Below are 16,974 nucleotides of genomic sequence, written 5' to 3'. Positions count from 1 at the left end.
AATCATTACGCGTTTATACTAGCATAATCACAGAGTAAACTGACGCGTCCGGTATTCCGCGACGTTACCGGCGATTCGGATAGAGTGGTAATGAGTAAACCATCCCAACATGTTTTCGTTACCGTCCCCCACCCGCTATTGCGTCTGGTCAGTTTAGGCCTGGTCGCGTTTGTTTTTACGCTCTTTTCGCTCGTATTATCGCGTGTCGGCACCCAACTCGCGCCGCTGTGGTTCCCCACCTCCATTATGATGGTCGCGTTTTACCGCCATGCGGGCCGTCTGTGGCCAGGGATCGCGGTCGCCTGCTCACTCGGCAGCATCGGCGCCTCACTGACTTTATTTCCTGCCGCCTCGCTTAACTTTAGCTGGACGGCAATAAATATTATCGAGGCGGCCACTGGCGCGATACTGCTGCGAAAACTGCTCCCCAGCTACAACCCCTTACAAAATTTGAATGACTGGTTTCGTCTGGCTATCGGCAGCGCCGTGATTCCGCCGCTACTCGGCGGCCTGTTATTTTGGCTAATAGCGCCGGAAGCGGTCGCCTCGAAAGCGTTTCTGATTTGGGTATTATCGGAAGCCATCGGCGCGCTGACGCTGGTGCCGTTAGGTTTACTGTTTAAACCACACTATCTGTTGCGTCATCGCGACCCGCATCTGTTGCTGGAAACGCTATTGACGCTGGTCATTACGCTGGCGCTAAGCTGGCTCGCTATGCGCTATATTCCGTGGCCGTTTACGTGCGTTATCGTCCTGTTGATGTGGAGTGCGGTGCGCCTGCCGCGAATGGAGGCGTTTTTAATTTTTTTAGCTACCGTTATCGTGGTCTCGCTCATGCTGGCCAATGACCCCACGCTGCTCGCCACGCCGAAAACCGACGTGATGGTCAATATGCCGTGGCTGCCTTTTTTAATGATCCTGCTGCCTGCCAATATGATGACGATGGTGATGTACGCGTTTCGCACGGAACGCAAACATATCACCGAGAGCGAATCCCGCTTTCGCAACGCGATGGAGTATTCCGCCATTGGTATGGCGCTGGTCGGTACGGAGGGTCAGTGGCTACAGGTCAATAAATCTCTGAGCCATTTTCTTGGCTATAGCCAGGATGAATTACGCACGATGACATTTCAGCAATTGACCTGGCCGGAAGACCTGAATAATGACCTTGAACAGCTAAACATGCTGGTGCGCGGCGACATCAACAGCTATTCCATGGAAAAACGCTACTACACCCGCAACGGCGATGTCGTCTGGGCGCTGCTGGCCGTCTCACTGGTTCGTCATAAAGACAATAAACCTCTCTATTTTATTGCTCAGATTGAAGACATTAACGATCTCAAGCAAAGCGAGCAGGAAAACCAGCGGTTGATGGAGCGTATTACACAGGCGAACGACGCGCTGTTTCAGGAAAAAGAACGGTTGCACATCACGCTTGACTCTATCGGAGAAGCGGTGGTGTGTATTGATGTCGCGATGAATATCACCTTTATGAACCCGATCGCCGAGAAGATGAGCGGCTGGCGGCAAGAGGATGCTTTAGGCGCGCCATTATTAACGGTTCTGCGCATTACGTCAGGTAATAAGGGGCCGCTGCTGGAGGATATTTATCGCGCCGACAGGTCGCGATCGGACATGGAACAGGAGATAGTGCTCCATTGTCATAACGGCGGCAGCTACGATATTCATTACAGTATCACGCCGCTCAGTACGCTTGACGGCGATAAGATTGGTTCGGTTCTGGTTATCCAGGACGTTACCGAATCACGAAAAATGTTACGCCAGCTCAGCTACAGCGCAACGCATGACGCCCTCACCCAACTTGCCAACCGCGCCAGTTTTGAAAAACAGCTGCAACAGCGCCTGCAAACAATACAGGAATCGCCTCAACATCATGCGCTGGTGTTTATCGATCTGGACCGTTTTAAAGCGGTTAACGACAGCGCGGGGCATGCCGCCGGCGACGCCTTACTGCGCGAGCTCGCGTCACTGATGCTCAGTATGCTTCGATCCGGCGATCTCCTGGCCCGTCTGGGTGGCGATGAGTTTGGCCTGTTGCTACCGGATTGTAATAGTGACAGCGCGCGCTTTATCGCGACGCGGCTTATCAACGCCATTAATGAATATCACTTTATGTGGGAAGGACGCCTGCATCGGATCGGCGCCAGCGCCGGGATCACAATGATAAATGAACATAACTGCCAGCTCACAGAGGTCGTGTCTCAGGCCGATATTGCCTGCTACGCCGCGAAAAATAGCGGTCGAGGCCGTCTGACCGTGTACGAACCGCAGCACGCATTAACCTCCTCAAAGGGAATGATGCCGCTGGAAGAACAGTGGCATATGATTAAAAATAACCACCTGCTGATGCTTGCCAGAAACGTCGCGCCGCCGCGTACGCCGGAGGCCACCAGCTTTTGGCTGGTCTCACTCAGGCTGTGGACCAGCGAAGGGGAAGTGTTGGAAGAGCGCGCGTTCCGGGCAGGGTTAGCCGACCCCGCGCTGCATCACGCGCTTGACCGACGGGTATTCCATGAGTTTTTCCACCATGCGGCGACCGCCGTCGCCAGCAAGGGATTAAGCGTTGCGCTGCCGCTGTCCGCCGCAGGATTATACAGCGCGACCCTTATTGATGAGCTGCTGGAACAACTGGAGCATAGCCCACTACCGCCACGGTTATTACACCTGATTATCCCGGCTGACGTTATCGTTAAGCAGGCGCAGACCGCCGCTGCGACTCTGCGAAAACTGCGGCAACGCGGCTGCCAGGTTATTCTCAGCCATGTCGGGCGCGATTTACAGCTGTTTAATTTACTGCCCCCGCATATCGTCGATTATTTACTGCTGGATAGCGACCTTATCGCCAACGTTCATGAGAGTTTAATGGATGAAATGCTGACCTCGATCATCCAGGGACACGCCCAGCATCTGGGCATCAAAACGCTCGCCGGGCCGGTACAAAATCCACAGGTGCTGGATACGCTCTCCCGTATTGGCGTGGATCTGATTTATGGCGACACTATCGCCGAAGCGCAACCGCTGGATTTGTTACTGAATACCAGCTATTTCGCTATCCATTGACGGTTGCCAGCCGTGGGTATACCAGATATGCAGTAGCGCGTAGGAACGCCACGGTTTCCAGCGCTCCGCGTAGCGACGGATCTGCGCGGCCGTCATCCCGGCAAAGCGCTGCTTAATTAAGTAATCATCGGGCAAAAAGATATCTTTTGCCTGCCAACCGCGCAGGGCGAAATAGTTCGCCGTCCAGCGGCCAATTCCCGGAAACGTTTGTAAATTTTTAACGCTCTGCTCAATATCCGGCGGCGCGGCGAGCGCCAGTTTTCCCGCCAGCGTCACCTGCGCCAGATGAATCAGCGCTTCGGCGCGCCGCAGAGGCATCCCCAGAGCTTTAAGCGCCAGCGGATCGGCCAACGCCAGCGTTTCCGGACCGGGAAAACAGACATAATCGGGCGCATCCGGCAACGCCTCGCCATAGCGGCGCGCCACTTTCGCCGTCAACCTGGCCGCCATCGCGACACTCACCAGTTGCCCCAGTATCGCCCGCACGCCTTGTTCAAACGTATCAACCGATCCCGGTAAACGCAGCCCCGGTCTGTCCTCGCCCAGTGGCCCCAGCACGGCGGCAACCTGCGCGGGCTGGCAGTCAAGATCAAACAGACGCGAAACCTTCGCCAGACACGCCGGCGCGACGGGAAGTAATCCGGCGCTCACGCTAACCTGCACAGTGTGGGTGGGCAGATGGGGCCTCACGCTGACCAGTCCGCGATGCTCGCCCACCACCAGGCTGCGCGCATAAAAGCCCTCGCCTACTGTTTCCACGCCGTCCACCGCACGCGCGGCAAGAAAGCCCAACATCCACGACCAGTCGTAAGGCGGCTGCCAGCTCAGGGTAAACATACTTTTCTCCTTTATTTGACCTTTCAGCATAAACGCTAATCGCACGTAACGCCTTGCTTTCATATTCCAGTTGTCGCCGCGACGACATTTCGCTAAAGTCACGCCCCTTCTTCACTGGCATGGGGATTTTAAGGTGTTTATCGGATTTGATTACGGTACGGCAAACTGCTCGGTCGCCATTATGCGCGACGGGCATCCACAGTTGCTGACAATGGAGAATAACAGCGCATTACTGCCGTCTATGCTGTGCGCGCCGACGCGCGAAGCGGTGAGCGAGTGGCTGTATCGCCATCATGATGTGCCGGCAACGGACGAAGAAACCCAGGCGCTGCTACGCCGCGCGATACGCTACAACCGCGAGGAAGATATTGAGGTTGGCGCGCAAAGCGTACAGTTTGGTCTGGCGTCGCTGGCGCACTATATTGACGATCCCCAGGAGGTCTGGTTTGTCAAATCGCCGAAATCCTTTTTAGGCGCCAGCGGCCTGAAACCGCAGCAGGTCGCGCTGTTTGAAGATTTAGTCTGCGCCATGATGGTACATATTCGTCATACGGCGCACAGCCAATTGCCGGAGGCCATTACCCAGGCAGTGATCGGTCGCCCGATCAACTTTCAGGGACTGGGCGGCGATGACGCGAACCGCCAGGCGCAGGGTATTCTGGAGCGGGCGGCAAAACGCGCCGGTTTTCAGGAGGTGGTATTCCAGTACGAACCGGTTGCGGCGGGCCTGGACTACGAGGCTACGCTGCGGGAAGAGAAGCGTGTGCTGGTCGTGGATATTGGCGGCGGCACCACCGACTGCTCCATGCTGCTGATGGGGCCGCAGTGGCGTCAGCGCGCCGATCGTGAAAACAGCCTGTTGGGGCACAGCGGTTGCCGCGTGGGCGGAAACGATCTGGATATCGCGCTGGCCTTTAAAAATCTGATGCCTTTGCTGGGCATGGGCGGCGAAACCGAAAAAGGTATCGCCCTGCCGGTGCTGCCGTGGTGGAACGCCGTCGCGATTAACGACGTCCCGGCGCAAAGCGATTTTTACAGTAGCGCGAATGGTCGTCTGTTGAACGATTTGGTTCGCAACGCGCGTGAAGCAGACAAGGTCGCGTTGCTGCTCAAGGTCTGGCGTCAGCGGCTTAGCTACCGCCTGGTACGCTGCGCGGAAGAGAGCAAAATCGCCCTTTCCGGCCAGGCGGATGTTACGGCGAGGCTGCCATTTATCAGCGACGACCTGGCGGTCGCTATCAGCCAGCAAGGACTGGAAGCGGCGCTGGATCAACCGCTGACGCGCATTCTGGAACAGGTGCAACTGGCGCTGGACAGCGCGCAGGAAAAACCGGATGTCATCTATCTGACCGGCGGCAGCGCCCGTTCGCCATTGATTAAAAAAGCGCTTTCCGAACAGTTACCGGGCATACCCGTCGCTGGCGGCGATGATTTCGGCTCCGTCACCGCAGGACTGGCGCGCTGGGCGGAGGTCGTTTTCCGCTAAGCGCCTCGCAAGCCCAGCGCTGATGGATTGACATTATTCTTGATGTGGCTTAACGTCAGGAGTGAGGGTAAGGGAGGATTCCTCCTCCCCCTGGTGTCTTAGTAAGCTGGTAGGCTAATCACTAAGAGTATCACCAGTATGATGACTACCTTCATCATAACCCTTTCCTTATTTTGGCCCCTTCCTCGGGAGGGGCTTTCCCGTTTCAGCGTCCTGCTGAAATCGGTGGCTTACCTTCATTGCCGTGCCGCCACTTTACCGCACTCCGGCGCGTTAACGATTTTCACCGATGAGAGTTGCGTAGCGCCTCGCAAAGCGGGTCGCCATTCAGAATAATCCCGACCGTGTTCCATAATTCCTCCATTTTTCTCCCTTCCCTGCTGACTACAATAGAGGGAGCAACATTCCGCAAAACGTTTCAGGATGAGAAACTTATACCGATGAAAGGCAGTAATACTTTCCGCTGGGCAATAGCGATTGGGGTTGTAGTAGCCGCCGCCGCATTCTGGTTCTGGCATAGCCGTAGCGAAAGCCCGACCGCCGCGCCGGGCGTCGCCGCGCAAGCGCCGCATACCGCCGCCGCAGGTCGCCGCGGTATGCGCGACGGCCCTCTGGCGCCGGTACAGGCCGCGACCGCGACCACGCAGGCCGTACCGCGCTATCTGAGCGGGCTGGGTACCGTGACCGCCGCGAATACCGTTACGGTGCGTAGCCGCGTGGATGGTCAACTCATCGCCCTGCACTTTCAGGAAGGTCAGCAGGTCAACGCAGGCGATCTGCTGGCGCAAATCGATCCCAGCCAGTTTAAGGTCGCCCTGGCGCAGGCTCAGGGACAGTTGGCGAAAGATAACGCTACGCTGGCGAATGCGCGTCGTGATCTGGCGCGCTATCAGCAACTGGCAAAAACCAATCTGGTTTCCCGTCAGGAACTGGATGCGCAACAGGCGCTGGTCAACGAAACCCAGGGAACCATTAAAGCGGATGAAGCTAATGTCGCCAGCGCGCAGTTACAGCTCGACTGGAGTCGTATCACGGCCCCGGTCTCGGGACGCGTGGGTCTGAAACAGGTGGATGTCGGCAACCAGATTTCCAGCAGCGATACCGCAGGTATTGTCGTCATTACGCAAACGCACCCGATTGATCTCATTTTTACTCTGCCGGAAAGCGATATCGCGACCGTAGTTCAGGCACAGAAAGCGGGGAAAGCGCTGGTCGTAGAAGCCTGGGATCGGACTAACTCGCACAAATTGAGCGAAGGTGTGTTGCTCAGTCTGGACAACCAGATTGATCCCACGACGGGAACGATCAAAATTAAAGCGCGCTTTACCAATCAGGACGATACGCTGTTCCCCAATCAATTTGTGAACGCCCGGATGCTGGTCGATACCGAACAAAATGCCGTTGTGGTGCCTGCCGCGGCGGTGCAAATGGGCAATGAGGGCCACTTTGTGTGGGTGCTGAACGACGAAAATAACGTCAGCAAGAAGCGGGTAAAAATCGGTATTCAGGATAACCGAAACGTGGTGATCAGCGCAGGCTTATCGGCAGGCGATCGCGTCGTTACCGATGGTATTGATCGGCTGACGGAAGGCGCAAAAGTCGAGGTCGTTGAGCCGCAAACCACCGTGGCGGATGAAAAATCCCCTTCCCGCCATGAAGGTCAAAAAGGAGCGCGCGCCTGATGCAGGTATTACCTCCGGGCAGCACGGGCGGCCCTTCGCGTCTGTTTATTCTGCGCCCCGTGGCCACCACTCTGCTGATGGCGGCGATTTTACTCGCCGGGATTATCGGCTATCGCTTCCTGCCCGTCGCCGCTTTGCCGGAGGTCGACTACCCCACTATTCAGGTTGTTACGCTCTACCCTGGCGCCAGCCCGGATGTCATGACCTCCGCCGTCACCGCGCCGCTTGAGCGCCAGTTCGGCCAGATGTCAGGACTGAAGCAGATGTCGTCGCAAAGCTCCGGCGGCGCGTCAGTGGTAACGCTACAGTTTCAGTTGACGCTGCCGCTGGACGTTGCCGAGCAGGAAGTACAGGCGGCGATTAACGCAGCCACCAATTTATTGCCTTCCGACCTGCCGAATCCGCCGATTTACAGCAAAGTCAATCCGGCGGACCCGCCGATTATGACGCTTGCCGTCACCTCAAACGCGATGCCGATGACCCAGGTAGAGGACATGGTAGAAACCCGCGTGGCGCAGAAGATCTCACAGGTCTCCGGCGTCGGGCTGGTGACGCTTGCCGGCGGGCAGCGCCCTGCGGTACGCGTAAAACTGAATGCTCAGGCTGTCGCCGCGCTCGGTCTGACCAGCGAAACGGTCCGTACCGCAATTACCGGCGCCAACGTCAACTCGGCGAAAGGCAGTCTGGATGGCCCCGAACGGGCGGTGACGCTTTCTGCTAACGATCAGATGCAGTCTGCCGACGAATACCGCAGGCTTATCATCGCGTATCAAAACGGCGCGCCGGTACGGCTGGGCGATGTCGCCACCGTCGAACAGGGGGCGGAAAATAGCTGGCTCGGCGCATGGGCGAATCAAGCGCCGGCTATCGTGATGAACGTTCAACGCCAGCCTGGCGCCAATATCATTGCGACAGCGGACAGCATTCGCCAGATGCTGCCCCAGCTTACCGAAAGCCTGCCGAAATCGGTGAAGGTCACGGTCCTGTCCGATCGCACCACCAATATTCGCGCTTCCGTGCGCGATACCCAGTTTGAACTGATGCTGGCGATCGCGCTGGTCGTCATGATTATCTATCTGTTTTTACGTAATATTCCCGCCACAATTATTCCCGGCGTCGCCGTACCGCTGTCGCTTATCGGCACCTTTGCGGTGATGGTATTTTTGGATTTTTCCATTAATAACCTGACGCTGATGGCGCTCACTATCGCCACGGGTTTCGTGGTGGACGATGCGATTGTGGTGATTGAGAACATCTCGCGCTACATCGAAAAAGGAGAAAAACCGCTGGCGGCGGCGCTCAAAGGCGCGGGCGAAATCGGCTTTACCATTATTTCCCTCACCTTTTCACTGATTGCGGTGCTGATCCCGTTGCTCTTTATGGGCGATATTGTTGGTCGACTGTTCCGCGAATTTGCGGTGACGTTGGCGGTAGCGATTTTAATCTCCGCCGTCGTCTCTTTGACGCTCACGCCCATGATGTGCGCACGTATGCTCAGCCAGCAGTCTCTGCGTAAACAAAACCGCTTTTCCCGCGCCTGCGAGCGGATGTTTGACCGCGTGATCGCCAGCTACGGACGCGGATTAGCGAAAGTGCTCAACCATCCGTGGCTTACATTGAGCGTGGCATTCGCCACGCTCCTGCTCAGCGTTATGCTGTGGATAGTCATCCCGAAAGGGTTCTTTCCGGTACAGGATAACGGCATTATCCAGGGGACGCTGCAGGCGCCGCAATCGTCATCGTATGCCAGTATGGCGCAACGTCAGCGCCAGGTGGCGGAGCGGATATTACAGGACCCGGCGGTGCAAAGCCTGACGACTTTTGTTGGCGTAGACGGCGCTAACCCCACGCTCAATAGCGCGCGCCTGCAAATTAACCTCAAGCCGCTGGATGCGCGTGATGACCGCGTGCAGCAGGTGATCTCCCGGCTGCAAACCGCCGTGGCGACGATTCCCGGCGTGGCGCTGTATCTCCAGCCGACGCAGGATTTAACCATCGACACGCAGGTCAGCCGCACGCAGTATCAGTTTACCCTGCAGGCCACGACGCTCGATGCGCTCAGCCACTGGGTGCCAAAACTGCAGAACGCGCTACAGTCGTTGCCACAGCTCTCTGAGGTAAGCAGCGACTGGCAAGATCGGGGATTAGCGGCCTGGGTGAATGTCGACCGCGACAGCGCCAGCCGTCTGGGTATCAGCATGGCGGATGTGGATAACGCGCTCTACAATGCGTTCGGACAACGCCTGATTTCAACGATTTATACCCAGGCGAACCAGTACCGCGTCGTGCTGGAACATAATACCGCCAGCACGCCGGGCCTGGCGGCGCTGGAGACGATTCGCCTGACGAGCCGCGACGGCGGCACCGTACCGCTCAGCGCGATTGCCCGCATTGAGCAGCGCTTCGCCCCGCTCTCCATCAATCATTTAGATCAGTTCCCGGTTACGACATTTTCGTTTAACGTGCCGGAGGGCTATTCGCTCGGCGATGCGGTGCAGGCGATTCTCGATACGGAAAAAACGCTCGCCCTGCCAGCGGATATTACAACGCAGTTTCAGGGCAGTACGCTCGCCTTCCAGGCGGCGCTGGGCAGCACCGTCTGGCTTATTGTCGCCGCCGTGGTGGCGATGTATATCGTGCTTGGCGTGCTGTATGAGAGTTTTATCCATCCGATTACGATTCTCTCAACGCTGCCTACGGCGGGCGTCGGCGCGCTGCTGGCGCTGATCATCGCTGGTAGCGAGCTCGATATTATCGCCATTATCGGCATTATTTTGCTGATCGGCATCGTGAAGAAAAACGCCATCATGATGATTGACTTCGCCCTCGCCGCTGAACGCGAACAGGGGATGAGTCCGCGCGACGCTATCTTCCAGGCCTGTCTGCTGCGTTTTCGACCGATTCTGATGACCACGCTGGCGGCGTTGCTCGGGGCATTGCCATTAATGTTGAGTACCGGCGTTGGCGCGGAATTACGTCGCCCGTTGGGGATCGCGATGGTGGGCGGCCTACTGGTCAGCCAGGTATTAACTCTGTTTACCACTCCGGTGATTTATCTCCTGTTTGACCGCCTGTCGCTGTACGTGAAAAGTCGCTTTCCGCGCCATAAAGAGGAGGCGTAGATGCGCTTTTTCGCCCTTTTCATCTACCGCCCGGTCGCCACCATTTTGATTGCCGCCGCCATTACGCTGTGCGGCATTCTGGGCTTTCGTCTGCTGCCGGTCGCCCCGCTGCCGCAGGTCGATTTCCCGGTGATTATGGTTAGCGCCTCACTGCCGGGCGCCTCGCCGGAAACCATGGCTTCGTCGGTGGCGACGCCGTTGGAACGTTCTTTGGGACGCATTGCAGGCGTCAATGAAATGACCTCCAGCAGCTCGCTCGGTAGTACGCGCATTATTCTCGAATTTAATTTCGATCGTGATATTAACGGCGCGGCGCGCGACGTGCAGGCCGCCATTAATGCCGCGCAAAGCTTGTTGCCAGGCGGAATGCCCAGCCGCCCGACTTATCGCAAGGCCAACCCGTCCGACGCGCCGATTATGATTTTAACGCTCACCTCGGAGAGCTGGTCACAGGGCAAACTGTATGATTTCGCCTCTACCCAACTGGCGCAAACCATCGCGCAAATTGACGGCGTCGGCGATGTTGACGTCGGCGGCAGCTCCCTGCCCGCGGTACGTGTAGGCTTAAACCCGCAGGCGCTCTTTAACCAGGGCGTCTCGCTGGATGAGGTCCGCGAAGCGATCGACAGCGCCAACGTACGCCGACCACAAGGCGCAATTGAAGATAGCGTCCACCGCTGGCAAATCCAGACCAACGACGAACTGAAAACCGCCGCCGAATATCAGCCGCTGATTATTCACTATAACAACGGCGCGGCGGTACGCCTGGGTGACGTCGCCAGCGTCACTGACTCGGTGCAGGATGTCCGTAACGCCGGGATGACGAACGCTAAACCCGCTATTTTGTTGATGATCCGCAAGCTGCCGGAGGCCAACATTATTCAGACGGTCGACGGCATCCGGGCAAAACTGCCGGAACTGCGGGCAATGATCCCCGCCGCTATCGATTTACAAATCGCCCAGGATCGTTCGCCGACGATTCGCGCGTCGCTGCAAGAGGTCGAAGAGACGCTGGCTATCTCTGTTGCGCTGGTGATCCTGGTGGTGTTTTTATTCCTGCGTTCCGGGCGCGCCACGCTAATCCCCGCCGTCGCCGTTCCCGTTTCGCTCATCGGCACCTTCGCCGCCATGTATCTGTGCGGCTTCAGCCTCAACAATCTGTCGCTGATGGCGCTGACTATCGCGACCGGATTTGTCGTTGATGATGCCATTGTGGTGCTGGAAAATATCGCCCGCCATCTGGAGGCGGAAATGAAACCTTTGCAGGCGGCATTACAGGGTACGCGGGAAGTCGGGTTTACGGTCATCTCCATGAGTCTGTCGCTGGTGGCGGTATTTCTGCCGCTGCTGTTAATGGGCGGCCTGCCAGGACGATTATTACGGGAATTCGCCGTTACCCTCTCGGTGGCGATTGGCATTTCGCTGGTGGTCTCGCTCACACTGACGCCGATGATGTGCGGCTGGATGCTTAAATCAAGCAAACCGCGCACCCAACCGCGTAAACTTGGCGTTGGCCGTTTGCTGGTCGCCTTGCAACAGGGTTACGGCACGTCGTTAAAATGGGTGCTTAACCATACGCGTCTTGTCGGGGTGGTTTTTCTTGGCACCGTTGCGCTGAACATCTGGCTTTATATCGCCATCCCTAAAACATTCTTTCCGGAGCAGGACACCGGCGTGTTGATGGGCGGTATTCAGGCTGACCAGAGCATCTCTTTCCAGGCCATGCGCGGCAAGCTGCAGGATTTTATGAAAATTATTCGCGACGATCCGGCGGTGAATAATGTCACTGGTTTTACCGGCGGATCGAAGGTGAATAGCGGCATGATGTTTATTACGCTGAAGCCGCGCGGCGAACGCAAAGAGACGGCGCAGCAAATCATTGATCGACTGCGGGTCAAACTGGCAAAAGAACCTGGCGCCAGGCTGTTTCTGATGGCGGTACAGGATATTCGCGTCGGCGGGCGGCAGGCTAACGCCAGTTACCAATATACGTTGCTGTCTGACTCTCTGGCGGCGCTGCGCGAATGGGAGCCGAAAATACGCAAAGCGCTCTCGGCCCTGCCGCAGCTGGCGGACGTAAACTCCGACCAGCAGGATAACGGCGCGGAGATGAACCTTATCTACGACCGCGACACCATGTCACGGCTGGGTATTGATGTTCAGGCCGCAAACAGTCTGTTAAATAATGCTTTCGGCCAGCGGCAAATTTCCACCATTTATCAGCCGATGAACCAGTATAAAGTGGTGATGGAAGTCGATCCGCGCTATAGCCAGGATATCAGCGCGCTGGAGAAAATGTTCGTTATCAACCGTGACGGAAAAGCGATTCCCCTCTCTTATTTCGCCCAATGGCGGCCCGCCAATGCGCCGCTGTCGGTGAACCATCAGGGACTTTCCGCGGCGTCCACGATTGCCTTTAACCTGCCGACCGGCACATCGTTATCGCAGGCGACAGAGGCCATTAATCGCACCATGACGCAGCTTGGCGTCCCCTCGACGGTACGCGGCAGTTTTTCCGGAACGGCGCAAGTCTTCCAGCAGACCATGAATTCACAGCTTATTTTGATAGTGGCGGCGATCGCTACCGTCTACATTGTGCTGGGGATACTGTACGAAAGCTACGTCCATCCACTGACCATTCTCTCTACTCTACCATCGGCGGGCGTTGGGGCGCTTCTGGCGCTGGAACTCTTCAATGCCCCTTTCAGCCTAATCGCCCTGATAGGGATCATGCTATTAATTGGCATTGTGAAGAAAAACGCCATTATGATGGTCGATTTTGCGCTTGAAGCGCAACGAAGCGGTGGCCTGACGCCGGAACAAGCCATTTTCCAGGCCTGCTTGTTACGCTTCCGTCCAATAATGATGACCACGCTGGCGGCGCTGTTCGGCGCACTGCCATTGGTGTTATCTGGCGGAGACGGTTCGGAATTACGGCAGCCGCTGGGGATAACCATTGTCGGCGGTTTGGTCATGAGCCAGCTCCTGACGCTCTATACCACGCCGGTGGTGTACCTCTTTTTCGACCGTCTGCGGCTGCGTTTTTCGCGTAAAAATAGCAAACCGGTAGTAGAGATATGACAGAACTTCCTGACAACACCCGCTGGCAACTCTGGATTGTGGCATTCGGCTTTTTTATGCAGTCGCTGGATACCACCATCGTCAACACTGCGCTGCCCTCCATGGCGAAAAGCCTGGGGGAAAGCCCGCTGCATATGCACATGGTAGTGGTGTCATATGTTCTTACCGTCGCCGTGATGCTCCCCGCCAGCGGCTGGCTGGCAGACAAAATCGGCGTGCGTAATATTTTCTTTGCCGCCATCGTGCTGTTCACGCTGGGTTCGCTGTTTTGCGCCCTCTCCGGTACGCTTAATCAACTGGTATTAGCGCGAGTTTTACAAGGCGTAGGCGGCGCGATGATGGTGCCGGTCGGACGCCTGACGGTCATGAAAATCGTGCCGCGCGCGCAATATATGGCGGCGATGACCTTCGTCACCCTACCGGGACAGATCGGGCCGTTACTCGGCCCCGCGCTGGGCGGGGTGCTGGTGGAATATGCTTCATGGCACTGGATCTTTCTGATCAATATCCCGGTGGGAATCGTCGGCGCTATGGCAACCTTTATGCTGATGCCAAACTACACCATAGAGACCCGGCGCTTTGATCTGCCGGGGTTCCTGCTGTTAGCTATCGGCATGGCGGTACTCACCCTGGCGCTGGACGGTAGTAAAAGCATGGGGATCTCGCCCTGGACATTAGCCGGACTTGCTGCGAGCGGCGCGGCAGCCATTCTGCTCTATCTCCTCCATGCCAAAAAAAACTCAGGCGCGTTATTCAGCCTGCGATTGTTCCGCACGCCCACGTTTTCACTGGGGTTGCTGGGCAGTTTTGCCGGGCGTATCGGCAGCGGTATGCTGCCGTTTATGACGCCGGTCTTTTTGCAAATTGGTCTTGGTTTTTCACCGTTTCATGCCGGTTTGATGATGATCCCCATGGTGCTGGGCAGCATGGGAATGAAGCGGATTGTGGTGCAGATAGTTAACCGTTTTGGCTATCGTCGGGTTCTGGTGGCGACTACGCTCGGACTGGCATTGGTTAGCCTGTTGTTTATGTCGGTCGCGCTGCTCGGCTGGTATTATCTCCTGCCGCTGGTACTGCTTTTGCAGGGAATGGTGAACTCGGCGCGCTTTTCTTCCATGAATACCTTAACGCTAAAAGACCTTCCCGATACGCTGGCCAGCAGCGGCAATAGCTTATTATCGATGATTATGCAGCTCTCGATGAGTATCGGCGTCACTATTGCCGGAATGCTGCTGGGTATGTTTGGCCAACAGCATATCGGGATAGACAGTAGCGCCACACATCACGTCTTTATGTACACCTGGTTATGTATGGCGGTTATTATCGCGCTACCGGCGATAATTTTTGCCCGCGTGCCGAACGATACACAGCAAAACATGGTCATTTCACGGCGTAAAAGGAGCCTGTAATGAAAGTCTGGCGGCCCGGAATCACCGGCAAGCTGTTTCTGGCGATTTTCGCCACCTGCATCGTGCTGCTGATCAGTATGCATTGGGCCGTGCGCGTCAGTTTTGAACGCGGATTTATTGACTATATCAAACACGGCAACGAGCAGCGGCTACAAATGCTGGGCGATGCGCTGGGCGACCAGTACCAGCAACACGGCAACTGGCGTTTTTTACGCAACAACGATCGCTTCGTTTTCCAGATTTTGCGTTCATTTGAGCATGACAACGACCGGGATAAACCCGGCCCCGGTATGCCGCCGCACGGTTGGCGCACCCAATTCTGGGTCGTCGATCAAAATGGCCGGGTGCTGGTCGGCCCACGCGGTCCGGTGCCGCATGACGGTACTCGCCGCCCCATTCTGGTCAATGGCGCCGAAGTCGGCGCGATTATCGCCTCTCCTGTCGAGCGGCTGACGCGCAATACGGATATTAATTTTGATATGCAGCAGCGGCGCGCCAGTTGGATGATCGTGGCGTTATCAACGTTGCTGGCCGCGCTGGCGACGTTTTTGCTGGCGCGTGGCCTGCTCGCCCCGGTCAAACGGTTGGTCGAGGGTACGCACAGACTGGCGGCGGGGGATTTTACCACGCGCGTGACCCCAACCAGCGCCGATGAGCTGGGGAAACTGGCGCAGGACTTTAACCAGCTTGCCAGTACGCTGGAAAAAAACCAGCAGATGCGCCGCGACTTTATGGCGGATATTTCCCACGAACTGCGCACGCCGCTGGCGGTATTGCGCGGCGAACTGGAAGCCATTCAGGATGGCGTTCGCCAGTTCACGCCAGAATCGGTTACCTCGCTACAGGCGGAAGTCGGTACGCTTACCAAACTGGTTGACGACCTGCATCAGCTGTCGTTGTCTGACGAGGGCGCGCTGGCTTACCAAAAAACGACCGTCGATCTTGTTCCCCTGTTGGAAGTCGCTGGCGGCGCGTTCAGAGAGCGCTTTACCAGCCGGGGGCTAACGCTACATTACGCGTTGCCGGATAGTATGACCGTCTTCGGCGACCCGGATCGCCTGATGCAACTGTTTAATAATCTACTGGAAAACAGTCTGCGCTACACCGACAGCGGCGGCGGCCTGCATATTTCCGCCGAACAACGCGACAAATCATTATTCCTGACCTTTGCCGATTCTGCACCGGGCGTCAGCGATGAACAGTTACAAAAGCTTTTTGACCGTTTTTACCGCACGGAAGTGTCCCGTAACCGCGCCAGCGGCGGTTCTGGACTGGGGCTGGCAATATGCGTCAATATTGTACACGCGCATAACGGTCATCTTCACGCCGCTCATTCGCCTTTTGGCGGGGTTAGCATTACAGTAGAGTTACCGCTGGATCGCGATTTACAGAGAGAAGTATGACTGAATTACCCATTGATGAAAACACGCCGCGCATTTTGATTGTTGAAGATGAACCCAAGCTGGGTCAGCTGCTTATTGACTACTTACGCGCGGCGAGTTACGCCCCCACGCTCATCAATCACGGCGACAAGGTACTGCCGTATGTGCGTCAAACGCCGCCGGATCTGATTCTGCTGGATCTGATGCTGCCGGGTACCGATGGTCTGACGCTATGCCGGGAGATTCGCCGTTTTTCCGACATCCCCATTGTGATGGTCACAGCCAAAATTGAAGAGATCGACCGGCTGCTGGGGCTGGAAATCGGCGCCGATGATTATATCTGTAAGCCTTACAGCCCGCGCGAAGTCGTGGCCCGCGTGAAAACCATTTTGCGCCGCTGTAAACCGCAGCGCGAACTCCAGCAGCAGGATGCCGAAAGCCCGTTAATGATTGATGAAAGCCGCTTTCAGGCCTCCTGGTGTGGTAAAGCGCTGGATTTAACCCCCGCTGAATTCCGCCTGCTAAAAACCTTATCGCTTGAACCGGGTAAAGTTTTTTCCCGCGAGCAGTTGTTAAACCACCTCTACGACGACTACCGTGTGGTGACCGATCGTACTATCGACAGCCACATTAAAAACTTGCGCCGTAAACTGGAATCGCTGGATGCCGAACAGTCATTTATACGCGCGGTCTACGGGGTGGGATATCGCTGGGAAGCGGATGCGTGTCGCCTGGTATAATGATTATTGGCATAACAATAACAAGGTCGTAAGACGATATTTTCCGCCAACGCTATTCTGGCGGAATTAACACACAGTCCTCTTTCCTTTGGCCGAGCGGTATCCCGAAAACCACGACGAACGCGATCGGGGACAATAAATTATTTGGCCGCTC

General features: G+C 56.5%; 10 protein-coding genes. 8 read left to right on the top strand and 2 right to left on the bottom strand.

Annotation, left to right across the window (positions count from 1 at the left end; genetic code table 11):
* Positions 1-90: 90 nt before the first annotated feature.
* Positions 91-3,081 carry an MASE1 domain-containing protein gene (locus tag QEN31_RS08460; RefSeq protein WP_064239827.1) on the top strand — a complete coding sequence of 997 codons (2,991 nt, stop codon included), beginning with the start codon at positions 91-93 and terminating at the stop codon, positions 3,079-3,081.
* Here the strand turns inward: QEN31_RS08460 and alkA are convergent.
* On the bottom strand, positions 3,049-3,918 hold the full coding sequence (alkA, locus tag QEN31_RS08455; RefSeq protein WP_000494716.1) for a DNA-3-methyladenine glycosylase 2: 870 nt from the start codon (positions 3,916-3,918) through the stop codon (positions 3,049-3,051). The two genes, QEN31_RS08460 and alkA, sit on opposite strands and share 33 nt — an antisense overlap.
* Positions 3,919-4,051: 133 nt before the next feature.
* Here alkA and yegD point away from each other — a divergent pair, with 133 nt between their 5' ends.
* Complete coding sequence (gene yegD / locus QEN31_RS08450) at positions 4,052-5,404, top strand: molecular chaperone (protein ID WP_000469629.1); 1,353 nt, start codon at positions 4,052-4,054, stop codon at positions 5,402-5,404.
* A gap of 98 nt (positions 5,405-5,502) precedes the next feature.
* On the opposite strand, the gene QEN31_RS08445 is transcribed toward yegD, so the two are convergent.
* The gene (locus QEN31_RS08445) at positions 5,503-5,562 is read right to left on the bottom strand and encodes a type I toxin-antitoxin system Ibs family toxin (protein ID WP_105887528.1); all 60 of its coding nucleotides are present in this window, start codon (positions 5,560-5,562) and stop codon (positions 5,503-5,505) included.
* 282 nt (positions 5,563-5,844) lie between these two features.
* Between QEN31_RS08445 and mdtA the strand changes: the two genes are divergently transcribed.
* The 6 genes from mdtA to baeR are packed head-to-tail and all read left to right on the top strand — an operon-like array spanning position 5,845 to position 16,820.
* The gene (gene mdtA / locus QEN31_RS08440) at positions 5,845-7,086 is read left to right on the top strand and encodes a multidrug efflux RND transporter subunit MdtA (RefSeq protein ID WP_000678813.1); all 1,242 of its coding nucleotides are present in this window, start codon (positions 5,845-5,847) and stop codon (positions 7,084-7,086) included.
* Positions 7,086-10,208: a multidrug efflux RND transporter permease subunit MdtB gene (gene mdtB / locus QEN31_RS08435; RefSeq protein ID WP_001197797.1), complete on the top strand. Its 3,123-nt coding sequence runs from the start codon at positions 7,086-7,088 to the stop codon at positions 10,206-10,208. The genes mdtA and mdtB overlap by 1 nt, the downstream gene beginning before the upstream one ends.
* Positions 10,209-13,289 carry a multidrug efflux RND transporter permease subunit MdtC gene (mdtC, locus tag QEN31_RS08430; protein ID WP_001210071.1) on the top strand — a complete coding sequence of 1,027 codons (3,081 nt, stop codon included), beginning with the start codon at positions 10,209-10,211 and terminating at the stop codon, positions 13,287-13,289.
* A complete protein-coding gene (locus QEN31_RS08425; protein ID WP_000137823.1) occupies positions 13,286-14,698 on the top strand; it encodes an MFS transporter in 1,413 nt (470 codons plus the stop codon). The genes mdtC and QEN31_RS08425 overlap by 4 nt, the downstream gene beginning before the upstream one ends.
* A complete protein-coding gene (gene baeS, locus QEN31_RS08420) occupies positions 14,698-16,101 on the top strand; it encodes a two-component system sensor histidine kinase BaeS (RefSeq protein WP_000870073.1) in 1,404 nt (467 codons plus the stop codon). Before QEN31_RS08425 ends, baeS begins: the two co-directional genes overlap by 1 nt.
* The gene (baeR, locus tag QEN31_RS08415; RefSeq protein ID WP_000137854.1) at positions 16,098-16,820 is read left to right on the top strand and encodes a two-component system response regulator BaeR; all 723 of its coding nucleotides are present in this window, start codon (positions 16,098-16,100) and stop codon (positions 16,818-16,820) included. Before baeS ends, baeR begins: the two co-directional genes overlap by 4 nt.
* Positions 16,821-16,974: the final 154 nt, after the last annotated feature.

Source organism: Salmonella sp. SA15303 (assembly GCF_029962125.1).
Classification (GTDB): domain Bacteria; phylum Pseudomonadota; class Gammaproteobacteria; order Enterobacterales; family Enterobacteriaceae; genus Salmonella; species Salmonella enterica.
The sequence above is the reverse complement of the archived record's forward strand: the minus strand, read 5'-3'. Positions and strand labels throughout refer to the sequence as shown.